Source organism: Novosphingobium kaempferiae, from assembly GCF_021227995.1.
Taxonomy (GTDB): domain Bacteria; phylum Pseudomonadota; class Alphaproteobacteria; order Sphingomonadales; family Sphingomonadaceae; genus Novosphingobium; species Novosphingobium kaempferiae.
Window position 1 is genome coordinate 1053384 of the sequence record NZ_CP089301.1, and the last position, 22151, is coordinate 1075534.

Consider the following 22151-nt stretch of genomic DNA (forward strand, 5'->3'; position numbering starts at 1 on the left):
GGGGCGATCGTCCGCATCGCCCACATCTATCAAGCTGTGGCGGATCAGAAAAGCACCTTCTCCCGCTCGTCTGCCGGTTGCTCTTCGAGGCAGCGGTTCTGCGGAGTCAGGGCATGGGTCAGGAGTTCGACGGCGCGCGCGAGGCGCTTTTCGAAAGTGGAGACACTGATGCCGAGGTCGCTGGCGATCTCGCGCGGAGTTTCCTCAGCAAAGCGACGGCGGACGAGCGCCACGCGGCACCGCTCCGGCAGTGCGGCGATGGCCTGCTGCACGCGCACCATCTGCGTCTGCGCGGCGACGATGCGGAAGCTGTCGGGCGTATCGTCGGCAATGTCGAACAGGACCGGCGCGGGCAGCGGCTGCATCGTGACGACGCGGGCCTGACGCACGCGCTCGATGGCAAGATTGTGGATCATGCGCATCACGTAGCCCGGCGGGTTGGCGATGGCGGTCCAGCCGTCGAGCGTGAAGAGCTTGGCGTAGACCTCCTGCACCACGTCGCCTGCCTCGTCGTCGCTGCGCACCAGACGGCGCGCATAGTCGAGGTAGCTGCGCTCACGCGGCAGCACCTCGTCGATGAACCAGCGGTCGATGGGGCGAACTTGGGGCGGGGTCACTGGGGAAGGCTCGGGATTCGAACGGGACGCCGCGCCGACTAGGTGACGAACATGTAACTTTGGCGACAGTCCGCAGGCGAATGCGCGAGGGATCGGTTCTTTTCCCGAAGCCGCTCCGGCGACCGGCCTAACATCATTTCACATCATGCTACCGACAAATGGTGTATGGTACACATAACGGAGATGGATGAGACATGCCGTGTGAGGGCGCTATCCCGACATCTTATCGTGATGACTGCGGCATCTTTTCTGGTGCCTGCTCCGCTATGCGCGCAGTCCAGGCAGACAGCGCAGGTCATGCTGCCGGAAGGATCGCTGGCTGAGTCGCTGCGCAGCCTCGCGGTACAGAGCGGCACCGGCATCCTCTTCCCGCCGGAGATCGTTCGCGGTCTGAAAAACCGGAGGATTTCCGGCAGCATGGGTGTCGAAAGCGCTCTGCGCCGGCTGCTGGCGGGGACCGGCCTCGCGTACCGCCAGTTGAATGCCGGTACTTTCGTCATCTACCGCGCGAAGCCACGTCCCGCTCCGCCGCGCCGTCCGGTCGACACCCATTCGCGGGCGGAGGAGATCATCGTCACGGACGGGCGCCGCAACGGCACGATCAAGCGCGCGGGCGACACGCCGACAGGCGTCGTCACCGAACTCGACGTCAAGCGCCTGCCGACGCTGAGCATATCCGACGCCCTCATCCGCCTCCCCGGCGTCCGCCGCAACGACACGCAGAGCGGCGAGAACCGGTACGTCTCCATTCGCGGCATGAACAACGCAGCGGCATCGCAGTCGATCGACGGCGTTCTGCTCACCAACTACGTCGCCCGGTCCCGCGCGACCTCGACGGAGGTGATACCTGCGGCCCTCTTCAAGAGCACCGTCGTCACCACCGCCGCCACCCCGGACCTCGACGAGAATTCGAACGCGGCGCACGTCACGCTTTCCACGATCAGCGGGCTCGACGGAGCGGGCGAACACCTGCTGGAAGCCCGGCTGTTCGCAGGCATCAACAGCCGTTCGGGCGGCATCCTCGATACCCGGCAGCCGCTGCGCGCCTCGGCGACGTGGCGCGGCAGGTTGGATGAGGAAGGACGCATAGGCCTCGCGCTGGGGGCGGGCACCGACCGGCTGGGATCGCGGCAGGATGCCCTGTCGGTCGCGGGCTACCGGGACATCGCCGGAAACCTCGTCCCCGATGGTCGCCTTACGCGGGGGCAGACCTACACCCGCACCCAGCGTGTCTATGCGATGGCCCGGCTGGACTTCCAGCCGAACGACCGGCTGGCCCTCTTCGCCGAGTATTTCTACTTCTCCCACAACTACACCACCGACCAGATCACCTCCGCCGTGACCGTCTCGGCCAGCAACGCGACCAACGTGACGGACCATGGCGGCAACTTCCCCGTCTCGGGTTCCGCAGTGTACGGGTTCAATCACCTGTCGAGCCCTCGGATCCGAGACCATATCGTGCAGGTGGGCGCCGACTACGCGCTCGGCGACGATGACAGCCTGTCGGTCCGCCTCGGCGCGACGCTGAACCATGTGCGCCAGTCGGGTCTGTCCACCGGCGGCTTTGTCGCCCAGGGCAATACGCTCGGCGCGCCGCTGGCCTATGCCTTTTCAGGCAGCGATCTGGACTTGCCCGCAGGCTCCGCATCCCTGCAACCCGATCCGGCGAGCTACCTACTGGGCGGCAAAGCAACCGTGCTCGACCTCGACAGCCGCGACCGCAATTACCTCGCCCGCATCGACTATGCCCACAATGCCGTGGACCAGGACACCGGCTTCGGCGTGAAGCTCGGCTCCCAGCTCAAGACGCTGCGCCGCCATGACATGCAGAACGGCTATGCGCGTATCCTGCCGCCGGGCCAGTCCATAAATCTCTCGGAGGTCACGCAGGCGTCTTCGGTAATCTCGCTGAGGCCCGTGGACGTCGATAAAGCCCGACTTCTCGCCCTGCTGGATGCACGCGGAGCCCCCTCTCCCGACCCCAACGGCGTGTACGAAGCCGATCCCGCCGATGAGCACGGGCAGGATTTTCGTGGCACCGAACGGGTCGTCAACCTCTACGGCATAGCGACCTACGGCTTCGAACGCGGCCGCATCTCCGCCGGACTGAGAGCCGCCTATACCCGCCGCACCCTGAGTGATGTCGAGCCGGACGCGGCGGGGATGTGGGGGCCGATGCACTATCGCCAGAGCTACTGGCACTTCCTGCCCGCAATCTACGGCGACTGGGACGCCAGCGAACGCCTGAAACTGCGCGCGTCATTTTCGAGCACGCTGGAGCGTCCACCGATCAACGGCACGGCAAGGCGGCTCGTCACCAGCTACGACACACCGGTCACGCGCTCGGTCAGCTACAGCAGTCCTTACCTCAAGCCGACGCGGTCCGACAATCTGGAGGCGACCGCCGAGTACTATTACGGACCTTACGACGCCTATCTGTCGTTCGGCGTCTTCGGCAAGCGCTTGAGCGACATTCCAGCCACCAGCACCACGCAGACCATCGGGCCGGACGGTGTGCGGGACATCGTGACCTACACGACCAACGTCGACGAGGTGAACGGCAGGAAGGTCTACGGCCGCATGCGCGGCGTCGAACTGGCGTGGGTGGACCCGAGCCTGTCGTTCTTCCCGAGGCGGCTCGGAACGCTCGGCGTGATGCTGTCCTATGCCTACATCGACTACAAGCTGACCGCCATCGACGGCGGCAACGGCGTGGCCGCGTCCGACACCCGGCTCGTCTTCGCAGCTCCGACGAACTATTTCAACGCCGTCCTCTACTACAACAAGGGGCCGTTTTCCGCCAATCTCTTCGCGCAGAAGCAGTCCTCGACGCCGATACTCAGCTACGACCCCAGGAACGACCGGCGCACGTCATACGGCGTGCTGGTGGACCTGCAGGCAAGCTACGCCTTCTCTCCCAATGTGCGCGGCATGATCGAGGTGCGTAACCTGTTCGACCAGAACATCGTCGACCGCTACGGCGTCACCGACTACGGCCCCGCGTACCAGACGCGGAACAATGGGCGCACGGTCTGGATCGGGGCACAGATCGCGCTGTTTTGACCTGCATGCCCTGAGGGGCGTGCCATACCTCGACATTCAGCACGATTTGATCGCAATTACAGCGCCATCGGACTATTTCGTTAAGCATAGTTATAATTCTTGCGAAATTGCATGGCCGTACTGTAACTTCGCCGAAAATTACAAGAACATCCCTAAGGGCATTCACTGCGTTTCAGGTCGCACGCATTACGATCGAAAGGGCAGTGACAAATGGCCAAGTCCCTCGTGGTATGCTGTGACGGTACGTGGAACACCGCCGACCAGAAAGGCGCGCCGACCAACGTCACCAAGATGGCCCGCGCGGTCCCTCCCCGCGCTGCCGACGGAAGCCTTCAGGTGGTGTATTACGACGAGGGCGTCGGCGTCGGGAACGTCGTCGAGCGCGTGATCGGTGGTGCGCTCGGCACCGGGCTGAGCGAGAAGGTCCAGCAGGCCTACCGCTTCTTCTGCCTCAACTACGAACCGGGCGACAACCTGCTGATGTTCGGCTTTTCGCGCGGGGCCTATACCGTGCGCAGCCTTGCCGGGCTCGTCAGCCTCGTCGGCCTGCTGCGCAAGGGCGACCTCGACCAGTTGCCGCGCGTCTGGGAATACTACCGGACGCCGGTGGACAAGCGGACGGTGGACTTCATAGACCGCCGCTGGATCGACGGACGCGTGCCGGACATCGCCTTCGTCGGCGTGTGGGATACGGTGGGGTCGCTCGGCATTCCCGGCAACTTCCTCGGCGGATTGGGGCGCAAGCGCCATGCCTTCCACGACGTGAAGCTCGGCAAGCGGATCCGCCATGCCTACCAGGCCCTCGCCATCGACGAGCGGCGCAAGAACTTCTCCCCCGCGATCTGGGACACGACCGCCACCGACCTGACGGCGCAAACGGTGGAGCAGCGCTGGTTCGCCGGGGCGCACAGCAACATCGGCGGCGGATACCCGGATGCGGTGCTCTCCGACATCGCGTTCCTCTGGATGTGCGAGAAGGTGCGCCCGCTGCTGACGCTGGATGAGGACTACATAGACCGGCGCATCGAGAAGGTGCAGGCGGGCACGGCCCGCGGCGCGCTGATCGATTCCGCGACCGGCAGCTTCTGGAAGCTGCAGGGCACGCGCGACCGCACGCTCGGTGCCGACGCCAGCGAGCAGCTGCATGACAGCGCCTTCGACCGCTATCGCGCCGGAAGCGCCGATCCTCGTCCGAACCCCGGCCCTTACGCGCCCTTCCCTTATGCGCCCCGCAACCTCGTCGCCTACCTGAAGAGCAAAGGGCTGATTCCATGATCCCGCGCCTGTCCCGTGTTCCCCTCGCCCTCGCATCGACCGGACTGCTGCTCGCCGGATGCGCGCGCACGATGGAGTCCACGCGCTTCATCCAGTTCGGGGAAGGCGTCGCCATAGTCGACCGGCAGTCGCAGACCGCGCTTGCCGAAAGCAACAAGCTGGCGCGCGATGTCTCGGTGGAGCGCTTCATCCGGTCCGGCGCGATCGGTCTTGCGGAGAACAGCTTCACCGTCGCCGTCGATCCCAAGGACATCGCGGCGTGGCAGTCCGCGTTCGACGGTATCGAACGCTATGCCGCCCTTATCGCCTCGCTAAGCGATGCCAGGCGGCAGACCGACGCGGGCGACGCCGTCACCGCGCTGGGGGCGCAGCTCAACGGGCTCGGCGCGAGGATCAGCCCCGAAGTCGCCACCGGCTTCGCCAGCCTTGCCGGGCTGATCGTCCAGCAGAAGGCCCAGCGCGACGCGGTACGGATCATCCGCGCGACCGATCCTGCCATCCAGACCATCCTGACGCAGATGGCCACGGCGCTCGGCACCGACGACGGCAGCGGCCTGAGGGGCACGGTGGCGAGCAACTGGACCGACTCGCTGCGCGGCGTACGCGAAGCCTATGTCGATGCGGCGCAGGCGAAGGACGCGGCGCAGCAGCGCGCCCTGATCGACGAGTATCTCGCCACGCTGGACCGCCGCGACGCGCAGTTGCAGGCGCTCGCCGGGCTGCGATCGTCGCTCCTGTCGCTGGCGCAGGCCCACGCCGCCGAGGCTGCCGAGGCACCCGCCAGCGCCTCGCGCCTGCTCGCCCTCATCGCGCGTCAGGCAGACGAGAACGAGCGTCTGTTCGATGCCGTCAAGTCCGCGCAGGAGGAAGGAGGTCAATGATGCCCGATCCCGTCCCCGTCGGCGCCAACCCCGACCTTGCCAAGCTGCACAGCGACCTCGTCGCCCTCGTCGCGACGCTGGACAAGGCGGTCGGCACGGCGACCACCAAGTCGCAGGTCATCGCGCTGCTCGACGAGATTTCCGACGTCAATGCGCGCGTCAACATGGTCGGCCGACAGCTCTTCACGCAGCAGACCGCCGAGATCACCAAGGCGGCAAGCAAGGTGGAGGCCGCCATCCCGGACATCGAGAAGGCCATCGCCGACCTCGACAAGCTGCAGGACTTCATCAACGGGATGACGAAATTCCTGAAACTGGTGGATCAGGTGCTCGCCGTCGCCAAAGTGGTGATCTGATCGCCTCAGCCAGCTCCGGCCAACCGCGCGCGGAGGGCGACTTCGTTCACGATCGCGATGGAACGGCCCGCCCTGCGCAATTCCTCTGCCTTGCGATAGGGCTGGCTCGCATCGACCCAGCGTCCGTAAGGCTGCTGCCGCGCGACCAGGAGCATGGTCGTCGTCGCTCCCACCGACGCGACTACACGGCCGCCTGCGTTCGCCACGAAATGCGCCAGCGGCCCGTCGCGAGGCTCGCCGAGGATACACACCCGCTCGCCTTCGAGCGGCCCTGTCGCGGCGGGAACGGGCGCCTTGGCGCGGCAACGCTCGGGCTTGGCCAGCCAGCCCTTGAGGTCGATGCCTGTATGGTCGATGGCCTTGACGATCACCATGCCCGCCGCACGGGCGTCGCTCAGCGCGTCATGGTGCCGGTGTTCGATGCCGAGGAAACCGGCGAGGACGTTAAGCCGGTGGCTTGCCAGTTGCGGCCAGGCCAGCTTCGCCACGCGCACGCTGTCAAGCCACTGCGTCTCGATCATCGGCCGCTCGCCGACCCGGCAGGCCGCCGCCAGCGCGCCCTTGTCGAACCACGAATGGGCGACGGTGACCCGGCCGCTCAGGTAGCCATCGACGATGCCGTGGATATCGGCAAAGCTCGGCTGCCCCTCGACATGACCGGCGGTGATGCCGTGGATACCGATGTTGAAGGGTGAGAATTCGTCGCGCGGATCGACGAGGGTCTCGTAGGCGAAGACCTCCTGCCCGTCCCGGAAACCGACGATGCCGATCTGGCAGATGCTGCTGACGCGCGAGCACGCGGTCTCGACGTCGACGACGACGAAATCGGGCTCAGCGGCGGGATTCGGTGACTGCATGGCCTGCCCTTAGCAATCCCGCGCCGGAACCGCGACCGTTCAGAGGACGGGCCACTCGCTGACCAGCGGCAGGCCCGAGCGGGCGAGTATCGCCTCGGCCATCACCTGCCCCTCGGCCTGGAGCGCGTCCTCGTCGATCAGCGTGCAACGGTGGTTCTCCACCACCCGCACGCCATCCACCCACACCGAATGGACGCCGCGTCCGTCCGCCGAGGAGACGAGCTGCTCGACCGGATTGTTGAGCGGCACCCATTCCGGGCGACGGATATCGTGCGCCGCCACGTCCGCCTTCATGCCCGGTGCGAGCGCGCCCACCGTGCCTGACAATCCCATCGCCTGCGCGCCGTTCAGCGTCGCCATCTCCAGCGCCTGATGCGCGGGGAACAGCGAGCGGTCCTCTCGTGCGTCCCGGAACAGCGAGGCCATGAGGCTCATCACGCGCATCATGTCGTGGTTGTCCGCCCCATCCGTGCCGAGCGCGATGTTGACGCCCGCTCCGGCCATTTCCGGGAACAGGCCCCGGCGCATCGTGCCATAGCCGCCGCGCAGCGCCGCGTCGGGGCAGTGCGTCACGTTGGTCCCGCTCGCCGCGACCAGTTCCGCCTCCCGCGCGTCAAGGTGGACCATGTGGACGAGGTTGAGGTGCGGCCCCAGCACGCCAAGCTCCGCCAGATGCTCCACCGGTCGCCGCCCGGTCTCGGCGAGATACCACTCGGCATCGTTGGCGACCGGGCTCATGTGCGCCGAGACGCCCGTGCCGGTGCGCCGGGCGAGTTCCGCAACCTGCTGCCACAGCCCGTCCGTTGCGGTCATGTGGCCGATGAGGTTGGGCCATGCGGCCACGCGGCGACCGTCCTGCGGATAGGCGGCAAGGTCGCGCTCCAGCGCGGCGAAGGCGTCGCGCGTCAGCTTCTGCGCATCCGCCGCCGGATCCCAGGCGCGATCTTCGGTCCAGCGCCCTACGCGGCCACGGATGCCGGTATTTTCGATGGCGCCCATCACCTCGTCGAAGGCGATCACCGTGCCCGCCTCAAGGAATGTCGTCGTCCCGGTGCGGAGCATCGCGGCGATGGCCAGCTTTGCCGCGACTGCCTGCTCGGCGGGGGAATGGTCCTTGTAGAGCGGGATGACCCAGCGGCCCAGCGTCTCGTCGAACGGCAGGTCACCCGGAACGAAGCCCCGGATCAGCGTCTCGGTAATGTGGACGTGGGTGTTGACGAAGCCCGGCGTCAGCAGGAAGCCAGCGCCGTCGATCACTTCGCGCGCTTCGATCCCGGCGAGGTCGGCAGCCTTGCCCACCGCGACGATCGTATCGCCTGAAATGGCCAGCGCGCCGTCGCGGATGACCCGGCGCTCGGCATCCATCGTGACGATGACGGCGCCGGTGATGAGAATGTCTGCCTGCATGCGTCCCTGCCGTGATGATGCCCGTCAGCTTAGCTCAGGAACCGATGCAGGCTTGCATCCACGCGGCGCAATTGTTGACGCTAGATCGCGGGTGGTGCGGGGACTGCGCAAAGCCCCTTGTCGATAAGCTGGCGAGCCGCGCGGAACAGCAACGGCTCATGCCCTGCGGCGCTGATGAGCTGGATGCCGAGCGGCATCGCGAAATCGCCCGCCAGCGGCAGCACCAGCGCAGGCAGGCCCATCAGGCTGATCGGCTGCGTATAGATGCCAAGGTGGCTGCGCGCCGGGATCGGCTTGCCCTCGAACGTCATCGTCGGGTCGGCGACGGTCGGCGCGAAGCCCGGCGCGGCGGGCGTGAACAGCACGTCGGCCAGTTCGAACTGGCGGCGCAGGCGCGCCTGGATCCAGCTGCGGAAGCGCTGCGCGGCGAGGTAGTCGTCGCTCGGCAGCAGCAGACCTGCCAGCATGCGGTCCCGCACAGGCGGCTCGAACTGCATGGGGTCGGCCTCCAGCGCGGGCCGGTGGAGGCTCGCACCTTCGGCGGCGATGATGACCGAGGCGGCGGCGCGGGCGATCTCGGAGTGCGGCAATTCGAAGCTGATGCGCCCGAGACGACCCCAGAAGGCATCGAGCGGCCCACGCATCTCCTCCGAGATATTGTCGTCGAACCAGCTCATCAGGCGCCCGAACGAGATCTCGCCACGCAGTGGCTCCTGCCGCTCCGGCGCGCCTTCGCGCAGGATCGTGCGAACCAGCGCCACGTCGTCGAGATCGCGGCCCAGCACGCCGACAACATCGAGGCTCTCTACGAAGGGATACATGCCGTCGCGTGGAAGGTCGCCATATGTGGGCTTGAGGCCGATTACGCCGGTCAGGCCCGCAGGCACGCGCAGCGAGCCGTTGGTGTCGAACGCGAGGCTGATCGGCACCACGCCCGTCGCCACCGCGACGGCGGAGCCGCCAGCCGCGCCCCCGGCGACACGCTCGGGATCGTGCGGATTGCGGGTGGTGCCGTACTCGGCATTCATGGTGACGAAGCCGTAGCCGAACTCATCCATGTTCTGCGTGCCGATCAGCACCGCGCCCGCCGCTTCGAGCAGGGCGATGGCCTTGGCGTCACGGCTGGCGAAGGCGGCGCAGCGGCGCGTGCGCGAACCGGCGGTGGTGATCTCACCGGCAACGTCGAACAGGTCCGCCGCGCCGAAGGGGACGCCCGCCAGCGGGCCGGGATCGAGCCCCGCTTCCACCAGCTTGTCGACCGCCGCGGCGCGCGCAAGGGCACGACGACGCAGCAGGCGGGTGAAGCCGCTACGCTCCCCGCCCAGCGCCTCGGCCTTGTCGAAGGCGGCGGTGCAGAGCTGCGTCGCGGTGATCTCGCCCCCGCGCACGCGGGCGGCCATGGAAATCGCGGCCAGCGGATCGCCGTGCATGGTCACGCCTCGAACCGCATCGCGCTGGCGCTGCGCGGGTCGAGCGCGAAGGCACGCAGAGTGGCGACGTGGTCCTGCAGCACGATCAGGTTGGAGAGCACGCCCGGCACGCACTCGTCCGGCGCGGCGATGCCTGCCTCGGCCATCCGCAGGCGCACGCTGTCCTCGCTGGGGCGCGCCGCCTTCACGCTGTTTTCGGCCACCGGCTTGATCTCCCTCGCTCGCCACGGATCGAGGGGCCACCCTTACAGCCTTGCCGGAACGCGGCAAGGGGCGAAGGATCAGCCGAAGCGGTAGCCCGAGATGTCGGCCATCATGACGTTGTCGCCGAACACCTTGACCCCTGCCGAATCCCCGCCTGCACCGGCGGCGATCATCAGCGGCAGCAGATGCTCCTCGCGCGGATGGGACAGGCGCCCGGCCGGAGCGTCGCCCCAATGCGCCAGCTGCGTCTCGCGCTCGGCGGGAGCAGCCTCGACCGCGCCGGTGAGCCACTGGTCGAACACTGCGGAGGGACGCGTGGCGGCGGGGGTGCGGAAGCCGCGCATGTTGTGGTAACTCATGCCTGAGCCGACTATCAGGATGCCCTCGTCGCGCAGGGGGGCGAGGGCGTGGCCGGCGGCGATGTGCTCGGCGGGGTTGAGGTCCGCCTTGAGCGAGAGCGGCACGACCGGGATCGTCGCGTCGGGGTCGATCAGCAGGAACGGGACGAAGACGCCATGGTCGAACCCGCGTGCGGGATCGGTACGCGCGGGGAGGCCAGCACCCTTGAGCAGTTCCACCACCCGCTCCGCCAGCGCGGGAGAGCCGGGCGCGGGGTACTTCAGTTCATAGGTATGCGGCGGGAACCCGTAATAGTCGTAGATCATCGCCGGCTCGACGGCGGTCGAGGCGGTGAAGGCCGATTCCTCCCAGTGCCCCGAGATCACGACAATCCCCCTGGGCTTCTCCGGCAGCGTCGAAACGAGGGCACGCAGCCAGGCCTCGGTCTTGTCCCAGGTGTCGGCAGGACCGCCCATGACGGACCAGTCCATGAAGAAGCAGGGACCGCCGCCGTGCGGGATGAAGTAGGTGGGCATCCGGCTGGCAGCGCTGGCAGTGGAGGAGGTCATCTCGGCCGTCTGAACATTCATTGTGGCGAATCGTCCCTTGGTTGATCGCGCGTGGTTTTCCGGCCCGTAAGCCGCTGTGTGCAAAGTCGTGTCGTGCCCCGCATTGCGCAAGCGCGCATAGTTGATGGCTGGCGAAGGAATTGTTGCAGCGCGGCGATAATCGCTTGGGATCGAGGGCTTGCGGGCATTTACTCCGGGCAGCCGGACCCCGGAGACCCCGCCCCCATGCCGACAGACACGCCGACCTCTGCCTCCCGCCCCGCTGCCACCCGACTGGCCATCGCCGCGACGACCGGCAACCTCGTGTGCCTCACCGCCGCCATCAGCGCGCCCTTCGGGACGTTCCTGGTGCCGATCTCCGAGGAACTGGGCTGGTCGCGCGCGGCAGTGTCGGGCGTGCTCGGCCTGATCGCCATCGTCGCGGCGGCGAGCTATCCGCTGATCGGGCGCACGATGGACAAGGTAGGCGCGCGGCCGATCATCCTTTGCGGGAACATCGCGCTGGGCCTGCTGGTCGCCAGCCTTTCGCAGACCACCGGCAACATCTGGCTGTTCTACCTCCAGTTCGGCCTGATCGGCCTTGCCGGGGCGACCTGCGCCTCGCCGATGATCGCCAAGATCGTCTCCAACTGGTTCGACGCGCGGCGCGGGCTGATGCTGGGCGTGACGGCGGGTGTCGGCAACGGCGTCGGCGCGACGATGATGCCGGTCGTCGCGGGCATCCTGCTGCCGATGATCGGATGGCGTGCCACTTACGGCGCGATCGGCGCCATCGTGCTCCTCGTCGGCTTTCCGATCATGTGGCTGTGGCTGCACGACACGCCGGGCCACGTCGCCCGCAAGCCCGACGAGCCGGAGCGCGTGTTCGAGGGCATGACCCTGCGCGAAGCCGCATCCACCGGCCGTTTCTGGGTTCTGCTGATCGCCGTCGCCAGCGGAGCGGGCGGCATGACCGCCGTGTTCACCCATGTCGTCCCGATGATGACCGACCGGGGCTTCGGGTTGGGCGAGGCGACCGGCGTGGTCGCCACTTTCGCGCTCGTCACAGCCGCATGGCAGGTCGTGACCGGCGGCCTGCTCGACCGCCTGCGCACGCCGCTGCTGGTGGTGCCGATGTATGCCGCCGCGATGGCGGGCCTCGCGCTGCTCCAGTTCGGACAGGGCAGCCTCGCCGTCACGGCGGCGGGCGTCCTGCTCGGCATCGGCATGGGCGCGGAGTACGGCGCGCTGTCCTACTTCTGCTCGCGGTACTTCGGGCTCAGGCACTTCGGCTCGATCAACTCGGTGCTCTACGCCGCCGTCATCCTCGCACAAGGGCTGACCCCGGCGGCGATGGACCTGAGCTACGGCGCGACCGGCGCCTACGATCAGGCTTCGATCGCGATCATCGTCGTGCTGGGCGCGGGCATGGCGCTGCTGTTTTTCCTCCCCGGCATCGGCGCGGACGGGCGGACGCGGGTCCGCCGCAAGGCCGAGGAACCCACCGGCGACCTCGCCTTCGCGGCAGGCTGAACACCATCGGACTTGCATCGGGCGAAGGCGCAAGCCACTTCGCGGCGCATGGCGTCATCGCTCGACACCCTGCTCCGCGACATCCGCGCCTGCCGCCAGTGCGAAGACGCGCTGGGCTTCGAACCACGCCCCTTCGTGGCGGCCAGCAGCACGGCGAAAATGCTCATCATCGGGCAGGCGCCGGGCAGCAAGGTCCACGCCAGCGGCATCGGGTGGGACGACGACAGCGGCGACCGGCTGCGGGGCTGGCTCGGGCTGGACAAGGCAGCATTCTATGACGTCACGAAGGTCGCGCAGATGCCCTCCGGCTTCTGCTACCCGGGCAAGGCGAGCGGCGGCGACAAGCCCCCGCGCCCCGAATGCGCGCCACGCTGGCACGCGCCCCTTCTGGAGCAGATGCCCGAACTGCGCCTGACCCTGCTGGTCGGCCAGTACGCGCAGAAGCGCTACCTGCCGCGCGGCTTCGCGCCGAACCTTACCGAGACGGTGCGGCGCTGGCGCGATGCGCCGGACGGCCTGTTCCCGCTGCCGCACCCGGCATGGCGCAGCCGCCTGTGGATGGCGAAGCATCCGTGGTTCGAAGACGAAGTGCTCCCCGAACTCAGGCGGCGGGTAGCGGCGGCACTCGACTGAATCAGAACGTGTAGGCGACGCCCGCGCCGACGATGAACTGGTCCGCATCGCCCCGGATGGCAGTGAACGGCGTGTCCTTGCCGTCGTTCAGCATGCGCGAATAGTTGGCGATGCCGAACAGCGAGAGGCCACCGTCGCGGACATCGCCGGAAAGATCGTAGTTCACCAGCATCGAGGCATTGGCGCTGTCCCATCCGCCTTTCGCGCTGTAAACGGGAAGGCCGCTCGCCGCGCTCTGCTCCGGCGTGACGGAGTAGTAGTACCGCGCGAAATCATCGTCGACGTGGCGGGCGCTGACGGCGACCACCGCGACGAGCGCCGGACTGAGCGGGGTCGCGTAACTGATCGCCGGGGTCACGACCATGCCCTTGTGCGCGCCGTTCACGTCCCACTTTACGTCGGCGGAGAGCGTCAGCGCATCGTATTCGTGCAGCACCCGGTACTTGGTGATGCCCGCCGAGGCGCCGACCTCGATAGCCGGATCGAGCTTGCCCGCCGCGCGCACGACGTCGTCCCGGATCCGACGGCTGCGGTTGAACGAGGCCGTCGCCACCGGGCCGAGCGAGAAGCCGATGCCCGATTCCCTGTCGTCGGGAATGAAGTCCAGCGCCACGCCCGCGACGCGCGGATTGATGTCGACGCCCTTGAACTTGCCGCGCACCAGCGGGATCGGGGTGACGACATAGTCGTCGGACCCACGATAGCTCGGCACGTAGACCGCGCCCACGCCGACCGTGAGATGATCGCCGTCGAGCACGTTCTCGGCAGGTTCTTCCTGCGCTGACGCAGGGATCGCAATCAGGCAGGCAAGCGGCGTGGCGGCGGTCGCGAATAGCCGGGCAGTAATGCGTAGGTGCATGAAATTCCCCTGAATGCTCAGGAAAACCAACGCATCGATTGTACCGTTGTTGCTCGCCTCGCCCGCCCTGCGGCTCAGCCTGCCCCTTCGGGAAGCGTCTCGTTGCCCTCGCCCAGCGGTCGCTGCATGAGGAAAACGTCGATCCACTGCCCGTGCTTCCAGCCTGCTGCCGTGAGCGTGCCGACCGGCAGGAACCCGGCGCGGGCATGAAGCACGACAGATGCCGGTTCAGATGCCGCGATGACCGCGAAGGCCTGCCGGAACCCGCGCGCCTCGCACTCGGTCAGCAGCGCCTGGAGCAACGCGCTGCCGATGCCGCGCCCGAGGCTGTCCTGCCGCACGTAGATGGTGGTCTCCACGCTGTAGCGATAGCCCGCGCGCGGTCCGTAGCGCTGCGCGAAGCCGAACCCCAGCACGCGGTCCGCATCGTCGCGCATGACGAGGAACGGGTAGCCGCCCTTGAGCAACTCACGCATCCGCCGCTCCGATTCCGCCACGTCCGGCGGCTCGGTCTCGAACGTCGCGGTGCTTTCCAGCACGTAGTGCGCGTAAATCTCGGCTATTGCGGCCGCATCCCCCGACGCGGCGTCGCAAACGGTCAGTTGCCCATTCATCGTCATTAACATGCAGTAATCCGCAGGGTCTGCCAAGTTGCAGCAATCGTTCGCAGCCCCTAAACAGCGCCGCGATGCAGCAAAAATCGGCCGATCCGGCATCCTGCGACCTTGCGATTCTCGGCGGCGGCCTCGCCGGAGGGCTGATCGCGCTCGCTTTCGCAGCGCGTCGGCCGGACCTGAAGGTGATGATCTTCGAGGGTGCGAAACGGCTCGGCGGACATCATGTCTGGTCGTTCTTCGCCAGCGACCTGCCCGAAGGCGCGGAGGCGCTCGTCGCCCCGATCGTCGCCGCGCGCTGGGACGGCTACGAGGTCCGCTTCCCCGGTCTCAGCCGCACGCTGTCCACGCGCTATTGCAGCGCCAACGGCACGCTATTGGACCGCGCCGTGCGCGCCGCCCTCCCCGCCGACTGCATCGTGACCGGCGCCGAAGTGGTTCAGGCGGACGCCTCCGGCCTGACCCTCGCCGATGGCCGCCGCTTCTCCGCCGGGGCCGTTATCGACGCCCGCGGCAGCCGGGGCCTCGCCCATATGGAGGGCGGGTGGCAGAAATTCGTGGGCCAGCGGCTCCGCCTCTCCACTCCGCACGGCCTCGACCGCCCGATCGTGATGGATGCGACGGTGGCGCAGATCGACGGCTACCGCTTCGTCTACTGCCTGCCCTTCTCCCCGACCGAAATCTTCGTCGAGGACACCTATTATTCCGACACTCCTAACCTCGATCTACCTGCCCTGCGCCAGCGGATCGCCGATTACGCACAAGGGGAAGGCTGGGCCGTCCAGAGCGTCGAATACGAGGAAACCGGCGTGCTTCCGGTGATCGCGGGCGGCGATTTCGACGCGTTCTGGCGCGACGGCGGCGACCTGCCGCGCGCCGGAACCCGCGCTGCGCTGGTCCATCCGCTCACATCCTACTCGATTCCCGATGCGGTAAGATTTGCACTTTACCTGACCGGCCTCGACAATCTCTCGGGCTCAGCCCTATCAAGGACAAGTCATGACCGGGCCGCACAGCACTGGCGCGAAACGCGCTTCTATCGAATGTTGAGCCGTATGCTCTTCGGAGCGGCCGACGGGCCGGAGCGCTGGCGCATGCTCGCGCACTTCTACACCCTGCCCGAACGCGCGATCGAGCGGTTCTACGCCGGGCAGTCGACCCCGCTCGACATGGCCCGCGTACTGGCCGGAAAGCCGCCGGTCCCCGTGGGCGCGGCGCTGGCCAGCCTGACCGGGCGCGGCCGACCGCTCGCCGATCTCGGAGCGGTTTCTTGAAGAAGGCCTGCGTCATCGGCGCCGGCTTCGGCGGCCTCGCGCTGGCGATCCGGCTGCAAAGCTCCGGCATCGCCACCACCCTCGTCGAAGCGCGCGACAAGGTGGGCGGCCGCGCCTATTCATGGGAGCGGGACGGCTTCACCTTCGACGCCGGCCCGACGGTCGTCACCGACCCCGAATGCCTGCGCGAACTCTGGGCGCTGTCCGGGCGCGACATGGCGGACGACGTGACGCTGATGCCGGTCATGCCGTTCTACCGCCTCAACTGGACCGATGGCGTGACGTTCGACTATTCGAACGACGAAGGCGCCCTGCGCCGCGAGATCGCCCGCGTCGCCCCCGCCGACCTCTCGGGCTACGAAGAGTTCGAACGCTACGCCGCCGGGGTCTGGCAGGAAGGCTACGTCAAGCTGGGGCACGAGGCGTTCCTCGACTTCTCCAGCATGATAAAGGCCGCACCCGCGCTGGCGCGCTATCAGGCGTGGCGGTCGGTCTATTCGATGGTTTCCCACTACGTGAAGGACGAGCATCTGCGCCAGGCGCTCTCGTTCCACACGCTGCTGGTCGGCGGCAATCCGATGAGCACCAGCGCGATCTACGCCCTGATCCACAAGCTGGAGAAGGACGGCGGCGTCTGGTGGACCAAGGGCGGCACAAACCGGCTGGCGCAAGGCATGGCCGCGCTGTTCGAGCGGCTCGGCGGCACCCTGCGGATCGGCGACAAGGTGCGGCAGGTCCACACCATCGGCGATCAGGTGACCGAAGTCGAATGCGCAAGCGGATGGCGCGAGCGGTTCGACGCCGTCGCCTCCAACGGCGACCTCATGCACACTTACGGCACCCTGCTCTCCGATACCGTGCGCGGGCAGGAAATGGCGAAGAGCCTCGCGAAGAAGCGCTTTTCGCCCAGCCTCTTCGTTGTCCATTTCGGGCTGGAGGGCACCTGGCCCGGCATCCCGCACCACACCATCCTGTTCGGCCCGCGCTACAAGGGCCTGCTCGACGACATTTTCGAGCATGGCGTGCTGCCGCGTGACTTCTCGATCTACCTTCACCACCCGACCGTCACCGACCCCACGATGGCGCCGGCGGGCAAGAGCACGTTCTACGCGCTCATCCCCGTCGCGCACATGGGCAAGCTGCCGATCGACTGGGCCGAAGTCGGCCCTGCCCTCGAACAGCGCGTGATCGCCGAAGTCGGCCGCCGCCTGATCCCCGATATCGAGGACCGCATCGTCACCCGCTTCCACTACGCCCCGCCCGATTTCGAGATGGACCTCGGCGCGTGGCAGGGCAATGCGTTCAGCCTCGAACCGATCCTGACGCAGAGCGCCTATTTCCGCGGCCACAACCGCGACGACAAGCTGAAGAATCTCTACCTCGTCGGTGCGGGCACGCATCCCGGCGCAGGTATTCCCGGCGTCGTCGGCAGCGCCAAGGCGACCGCCAAGCTCATGCTGGAAGACCTGCGTTGAGCCGCGAAGTTCGGGCCCTCAACGCCGCTTGGGGCTGGACGGGGGTGACCTTCACGGAAGTCGTCGCGCACAGCCTGATGGGCCACATGCTGGTGATCGACAGCGACGGCGCGTTCCACTACCTCGACCCGGACCTTTGCGAACTGACCTGCCTCGGTGACGAGGCGGGGGCGAAGAACCACATGGCGCTGGAGGAAACGCAGGTCATCTGGCGTGCCGATGCACTGGTCGATGCCGCCGCGCAGCGGCTCGGCCCGCCTGCGGTCGGGGAAGTCTACAGTCTGGCGCTTCCCGCGCTGCTGTCGGGCGACTATGGCCACGAGAATCTCGTCAAGGTCGACCTCGTCGAGCTTATTTATCTATCCGGCGATCTCGCCCGGCAGACCCGCGATCTGCCGGAAGGGGCGCTGGTCAACATCAAGGTAGTCGACTGAAATGAAGCGCCTCGCCGTCTATTGCGGCTCTGCCACGCCCGCCGATCCGCGTTACGTCCAGCTTGCCGCCGATGTCGGCACCGCGCTTGCGAAGCAGGGCATCGGCGTCGTCTACGGCGGCGGTCGCCTCGGCCTGATGGGTGCCGTCGCCGGAGCCGCGCTTGCCGCCGGTGGCGAGTGCATCGGCGTCATTCCCGAAGCGCTCACGGGCAAGGGCGGCAAGGGCGGCGAAGTCGCCAACTACGACTGTGAACTGACGATCGTGCAGACCATGCATGAGCGCAAGGCGGCCTTCACCGAACTGTCCGACGGCTTCCTCGTCCTGCCCGGCGGCGTCGGCACCATGGACGAGCTGTGGGAGGCGGTCAGCTGGTCGCAGCTCGGCTACCACAACAAGCCGGTCGGCATCCTCAACGCCTTCGGTTTCTACGACGGCCTGCTGGCGTTCAACCGCCACATGGCCGAAGTCGGCTTCGTGCGCCCCGCGCACCAGAACATCATCCTTGCGGAGACCGAACTGGACCCGCTGCTCGCCCGCATGCGCGCGCACCAGCCGATCGTGCCGATCGTCAACATGGATCCGAACACGCTGTGATGCGCCGGGGCCGGGCCATCCATGCCGTTTGACCGCCCTGCCCTCGTCGCGGCGGCGCATGAATCGATCCGCAGGGGTTCGAAGAGCTTCGCCGCCGCCAGCCGCCTGTTCGACCGCACCACGCGCGAACGTGTCTGGCTGCTCTATGCTTGGTGCCGCGCCTGCGACGACATCGCCGACGAGCAGGATCACGGCGGCGCCTCTTCCCCCGGCGGCCTCGACCCGGAATCCCGTCTCGCCACGATCCGCACGCTGACCGAACTGGCGATGGCCGGGGAGGCGACCGGCACGCCCGCGTTCGACGCGCTTGGCGTGGTGATGCGCGAAACGCCGGTGACGCCTGCCATGGTCGATGACGTGCTTGCCGGGTTCGCGCTCGATGCCGCTGACTGGCGACCGCGCACCGAAGCGGACATGCTGCGCTACTGCTACCACGTCGCGGGTGCCGTCGGCGTGATGATGGCTGCGGTCATGGGCGTCCCTGCGGAAGACGAGGACACCCTAGACCGCGCCTGCGACCTCGGCCTCGCCTTCCAGCTCGCCAACATCGTGCGCGACGTCTGGGAGGATGACGCCAACGGTCGCTGCTATCTGCCGCAGGAATGGCTGGCGGAGGCGGATATCCCGCCGGGCGAAGTGACCAAGCCGCATTACCGGCATGCCCTCGTCCCGCTGGTTGCCCGTGCCTGCGCGCTGGCGCGGGATTACGAGGCATCGGCGCGGGTTGGCGCCGCGCAGCTCGCCTTCCGGCAGCGTTGGGCCGTGCTTTCGGCCGCAGGCATCTACGGCGGCATTGCCCGCGAGGTGGAGCGGCTCGGCATCCATGCCTGGGATCACCGTGTCAGCGTGAGCAGGCCGGACAAGCTGCGTCTCGTCGCGCAAGCCCTTGGCGAAGCGCGCCGCTCACCCATTCCCGCGCCGAAACCGGCGCCGTCCCGGCGTGAGCTGGCGGCGATGGCGCACTGACCACTGCCCGTTACAACCCGGAAACAAATCCGGGAGCCTGATCCGATCTTACGCGTTTCCCCCGCACTCAACGCTTCGGGAGAACGCCAATGTTATTCACCATCGCCGCCATTCTAGTCGTGCTCTGGCTGCTCGGACTGGTCGTCTTCAAGGTATCGGGCGCGCTGATCCACCTGCTGCTGGTGATCGCGATCGTCGTCGGCCTGGTCCAGCTCTTCCGGGGTCGCAGGGTATAGTCCTGCCGCGTTACGCCGCCCTCAGTGACTGACCGGGGGCGGCGCCTTGCGATAGAACTCGGGCGGATTGAGGCGGCGGAACAGCCGACCCCGTTCCGAATAGAGCACCAGCGCCAGCGCGATCAGGCCGCAGACCACCATGCCCCCGATCACCGGTCGCGCCGTCCCGTCATAAGCCGCGCCGATCAGCGAGCCGAGAACCGCGCCGAGCACCACCCGCACGAACGACATCACGGACGCCGCAGCCCCAGCGATACGCGCGAAGGGCTGGAGCGAGATCGCCTGGAAGTTGGCGCCCATGAAGCTCATCATGCACATCGACATCGTCATCAGCGGCAGGAAGACCCACAGCGTCTCGCCATTCCAAGCCAATGCGAGATGCACGAATGCGAGTGCGATGTAGGTCAGCAGCGCGGCATGCGATACACGCCGCGCGCCGAAGCGCTCGACGATGCGGGCATTGGTGAAGTTGGTGCAGGCCATGACCAGCGCCATGCAGCCGAAGATCACCGGGAACCACGTACCCGCGCCGAAGTGCTCGCCGATCAGCTGCTGCGAGCTGTTGAGGTAGCCGAACATCGCCCCCTGGGCGAAAGCCGCGCCGAGGAAATAGCCCACCGCCGAACGTTCGCGCAGGGCCATGCCCATGTTGCCCGCGACGACGCCCAGCTTCACGGGCTGGCGGTTCGCCGGATCGAGCGTTTCCGGCAGTCGCACCCAGGCCCACAGGAACACCACTGCCGCAAGCCCGCCCATGATCCCGAAGATCCAGCGCCATCCCGCGACGAGCAGCACCGACTGGCCGATCATCGGCGCGATCATCGGCACGACCATGAAGGTCATCGCCACCAGCGACTGCGTGCGCGCCATCCGGTCGCCGTCGAAGCGGTCGCGCAGGATCGACATGGGCATGACCATCATCGAGGACGTCACCGCTCCCATCACCCCGCGCGCGACCAGCAGCAGCTCGAAACTGCGTGAAATGGCGCAGAGCACCGAAAGCAGGATGTAGCCCGCAATCGCCACCAGTACGACGGGGCGGCGACCGTAGCGGTCGGCGATGGCACCCGGGAACAGCGAGCCCAGCCCCGCGCAGATCAGGAACACGCCGATGATGAGCTGGCGCTGGTTGGGGTCGGCCAAGTGCAGGTCGTTGCTGATCGCCCCCAGCGCCGGCAGCATGACGTCGATCGCCAGCGCCTGCAGCGCCTGGAAGGACGCCATCATGGCGACGAACTCGAATTCCCGCATGGGGAACGGCTTGGAACTGGCTTCAGGGGAGTGCATGCGCTGGCGCATGCCGCAGATATGCGGGGTTAGCCACCCCTAATGCGCTCGGCATGGCGCATTTACGGGCAACGAGGCTATATGATGCACCATGTCACCGCAGGATGAACAGGACGAGCCGGAAGCCGACGGCCTGCGCAAGATCATCCATGTCGACATGGACGCGTTCTACGCCAGCGTCGAGCAGCGCGACGATCCGTCACTGCGCGGACTTCCCGTGGCGGTCGGCGGCTCGTCAGGTCGAGGCGTCGTCGCGGCGGCAAGCTACGAAGCCCGCAAGTTCGGCGTGCGCTCGGCAATGCCCTCGGCCCGAGCGGTGCGGCTATGCCCGGACCTCGTGTTCCGGAAACCCCGCTTCGAGGTCTATCGCGAGGTCAGCCAGCAGATCCGCGCGATCTTCCTCGACTACACGCCGCATGTGGAGCCGCTCTCGCTGGACGAGGCCTATCTCGACGTCACCGCAGACCTCAAGGGCATCGGCTCGGCGACCCGGATCGCGCAGGAGATCCGCCGCCGCATCAAGGCAGAGACACAGCTTACGGCCAGCGCGGGGGTGTCGTACAACAAGTTCCTCGCCAAGCTCGCCAGTGACCAGAACAAGCCCGACGGCCTGTGCGTCATCCGTCCCGGCGAGGGCACGGCTTTCGTCGCCGCGCTGCCGGTGCGTCGCTTCCACGGCGTCGGTCCGCGCGGGGCGGAGAAGATGGCACGCCTCGGCATCGAGACCGGAGCCGATCTTGCCGCCAGGGATCTGGCCTTCCTGCGCGCCAATTTCGGCAGCTTCGCCGAATACCTGTTCCGGGCCGCACGCGGCGTCGATCTGCGGCAGGTCCGCGCCGACCGACCAAGAAAGTCCGTAGGCGGGGAACGCACCTTCTTCGAGAACATCAAGGATGCCGCCACCCTGCGCGAGACGATGGACCATATCGTCGATGTGGTCTGGGAGCGCATCGAACGCGCGCAGGCGCGTGGCCGCACCGTGACGATGAAGCTGCGCTACGCCGACTTCCAGACCCTCACCCGCGCCCGCTCGCTCCATCACTTCGTCGCCGACAAGGCGGAGTTCTCCGCGATCGGGCACGCCTTGCTGGAAGACATGCTGCCCCTGCCCCAACCGATCCGGCTGATGGGCCTGACGCTCTCTGCGCTTGAGCAGCATGACGAAGGCACGAAAGCGGCGAAGAACGGGCAATTGTCTCTGCTCTAGCGTCGGCGGGCCGGTACGGTGGCGGGTCGGGTCGCGAAACGCGGTGCGCGGCCAGCCGTTT

Annotated in this window: 22 protein-coding genes; 13 read left to right on the forward strand and 9 right to left on the reverse strand. The window is 67.3% G+C overall.

Going from position 1 to position 22151, the window contains the following annotated elements; genetic code table 11:
• Positions 1-44 precede the first annotated feature (44 nt).
• The gene (locus LO787_RS04845; RefSeq protein ID WP_232494719.1) at positions 45-617 is read right to left on the reverse strand and encodes an RNA polymerase sigma factor; all 573 of its coding nucleotides are present in this window, start codon (positions 615-617) and stop codon (positions 45-47) included.
• A gap of 231 nt (positions 618-848) precedes the next feature.
• Here LO787_RS04845 and LO787_RS04850 point away from each other — a divergent pair, with 231 nt between their 5' ends.
• From LO787_RS04850 to LO787_RS04865, 4 genes are all read left to right on the forward strand, one after another.
• The gene (locus LO787_RS04850) at positions 849-3680 is read left to right on the forward strand and encodes a TonB-dependent receptor (RefSeq protein WP_232494720.1); all 2832 of its coding nucleotides are present in this window, start codon (positions 849-851) and stop codon (positions 3678-3680) included.
• A gap of 210 nt (positions 3681-3890) precedes the next feature.
• Positions 3891-4955 (forward strand): DUF2235 domain-containing protein, encoded by a 1065-nt coding sequence (locus LO787_RS04855; RefSeq protein WP_232494721.1) that lies wholly within the window; start codon positions 3891-3893, stop codon positions 4953-4955.
• Positions 4952-5836 (forward strand): hypothetical protein, encoded by an 885-nt coding sequence (locus LO787_RS04860; RefSeq protein WP_232494722.1) that lies wholly within the window; start codon positions 4952-4954, stop codon positions 5834-5836. Before LO787_RS04855 ends, LO787_RS04860 begins: the two co-directional genes overlap by 4 nt.
• Positions 5833-6192, forward strand: a complete 360-nt coding sequence (locus tag LO787_RS04865; RefSeq protein WP_232494723.1) for a hypothetical protein — start codon at positions 5833-5835, stop codon at positions 6190-6192. The genes LO787_RS04860 and LO787_RS04865 overlap by 4 nt, the downstream gene beginning before the upstream one ends.
• A 5-nt stretch (positions 6193-6197) precedes the next feature.
• Here LO787_RS04865 and LO787_RS04870 read toward each other — a convergent pair whose 3' ends face one another.
• The 5 genes from LO787_RS04870 to LO787_RS04890 form a co-directional block, all read right to left on the reverse strand.
• Positions 6198-7049 carry an exonuclease domain-containing protein gene (locus LO787_RS04870; protein ID WP_232494724.1) on the reverse strand — a complete coding sequence of 284 codons (852 nt, stop codon included), beginning with the start codon at positions 7047-7049 and terminating at the stop codon, positions 6198-6200.
• A gap of 39 nt (positions 7050-7088) precedes the next feature.
• Positions 7089-8456, reverse strand: a complete 1368-nt coding sequence (locus LO787_RS04875) for an amidohydrolase family protein (RefSeq protein WP_232494725.1) — start codon at positions 8454-8456, stop codon at positions 7089-7091.
• Positions 8457-8536: 80 nt separating this feature from the next.
• Positions 8537-9886 (reverse strand): AtzE family amidohydrolase, encoded by a 1350-nt coding sequence (locus tag LO787_RS04880; protein ID WP_232496264.1) that lies wholly within the window; start codon positions 9884-9886, stop codon positions 8537-8539.
• 2 nt (positions 9887-9888) lie between these two features.
• On the reverse strand, positions 9889-10089 hold the full coding sequence (locus tag LO787_RS04885; RefSeq protein WP_232494726.1) for a hypothetical protein: 201 nt from the start codon (positions 10087-10089) through the stop codon (positions 9889-9891).
• Between the two features lie 78 nt (positions 10090-10167).
• Positions 10168-11019, reverse strand: coding sequence for a DODA-type extradiol aromatic ring-opening family dioxygenase (locus LO787_RS04890; RefSeq protein WP_232494727.1), 852 nt, complete (start codon positions 11017-11019; stop codon positions 10168-10170).
• 204 nt (positions 11020-11223) lie between these two features.
• Here LO787_RS04890 and LO787_RS04895 point away from each other — a divergent pair, with 204 nt between their 5' ends.
• Complete coding sequence (locus LO787_RS04895; protein ID WP_232494728.1) at positions 11224-12510, forward strand: MFS transporter; 1287 nt, start codon at positions 11224-11226, stop codon at positions 12508-12510.
• Positions 12511-12558: 48 nt separating this feature from the next.
• On the forward strand, positions 12559-13143 hold the full coding sequence (locus LO787_RS04900) for a uracil-DNA glycosylase family protein (protein ID WP_232494729.1): 585 nt from the start codon (positions 12559-12561) through the stop codon (positions 13141-13143).
• A 1-nt stretch (position 13144) separates the two neighbouring features.
• Here the strand turns inward: LO787_RS04900 and LO787_RS04905 are convergent, their stop codons facing one another.
• Together LO787_RS04905 and LO787_RS04910 are read right to left on the reverse strand one after the other, a co-directional pair.
• Complete coding sequence (locus tag LO787_RS04905; RefSeq protein ID WP_232494730.1) at positions 13145-14002, reverse strand: MipA/OmpV family protein; 858 nt, start codon at positions 14000-14002, stop codon at positions 13145-13147.
• Positions 14003-14076: 74 nt separating this feature from the next.
• Positions 14077-14616 carry a GNAT family N-acetyltransferase gene (locus LO787_RS04910; RefSeq protein WP_232494731.1) on the reverse strand — a complete coding sequence of 180 codons (540 nt, stop codon included), beginning with the start codon at positions 14614-14616 and terminating at the stop codon, positions 14077-14079.
• A gap of 74 nt (positions 14617-14690) precedes the next feature.
• On the opposite strand from LO787_RS04910, the gene crtY reads away from it, so the two are divergent.
• The 6 genes from crtY to LO787_RS04940 all read left to right on the forward strand — a co-directional run bounded on the left by crtY (position 14691) and on the right by LO787_RS04940 (position 19596).
• Positions 14691-15890 carry a lycopene beta-cyclase CrtY gene (crtY, locus tag LO787_RS04915; RefSeq protein ID WP_232494732.1) on the forward strand — a complete coding sequence of 400 codons (1200 nt, stop codon included), beginning with the start codon at positions 14691-14693 and terminating at the stop codon, positions 15888-15890.
• Positions 15887-17365: a phytoene desaturase gene (locus tag LO787_RS04920; RefSeq protein ID WP_232494733.1), complete on the forward strand. Its 1479-nt coding sequence runs from the start codon at positions 15887-15889 to the stop codon at positions 17363-17365. Before crtY ends, LO787_RS04920 begins: the two co-directional genes overlap by 4 nt.
• A complete protein-coding gene (locus LO787_RS04925; protein ID WP_232494734.1) occupies positions 17362-17799 on the forward strand; it encodes a T6SS immunity protein Tdi1 domain-containing protein in 438 nt (145 codons plus the stop codon). Before LO787_RS04920 ends, LO787_RS04925 begins: the two co-directional genes overlap by 4 nt.
• 1 nt (position 17800) lies before the next feature.
• The gene (locus tag LO787_RS04930; RefSeq protein ID WP_232494735.1) at positions 17801-18394 is read left to right on the forward strand and encodes an LOG family protein; all 594 of its coding nucleotides are present in this window, start codon (positions 17801-17803) and stop codon (positions 18392-18394) included.
• A 21-nt stretch (positions 18395-18415) separates the two neighbouring features.
• Positions 18416-19360, forward strand: a complete 945-nt coding sequence (locus LO787_RS04935) for a phytoene/squalene synthase family protein (protein WP_232494736.1) — start codon at positions 18416-18418, stop codon at positions 19358-19360.
• A gap of 89 nt (positions 19361-19449) precedes the next feature.
• Positions 19450-19596, forward strand: coding sequence for a lmo0937 family membrane protein (locus LO787_RS04940; protein WP_232494737.1), 147 nt, complete (start codon positions 19450-19452; stop codon positions 19594-19596).
• Positions 19597-19617: 21 nt separating this feature from the next.
• On the opposite strand, the gene LO787_RS04945 is transcribed toward LO787_RS04940, so the two are convergent.
• Positions 19618-20883, reverse strand: coding sequence for a multidrug effflux MFS transporter (locus LO787_RS04945; protein WP_420847790.1), 1266 nt, complete (start codon positions 20881-20883; stop codon positions 19618-19620).
• Positions 20884-20974: 91 nt separating this feature from the next.
• On the opposite strand from LO787_RS04945, the gene dinB reads away from it, so the two are divergent.
• A complete protein-coding gene (gene dinB, locus LO787_RS04950) occupies positions 20975-22090 on the forward strand; it encodes a DNA polymerase IV (RefSeq protein ID WP_232494739.1) in 1116 nt (371 codons plus the stop codon).
• Positions 22091-22151: the final 61 nt, after the last annotated feature.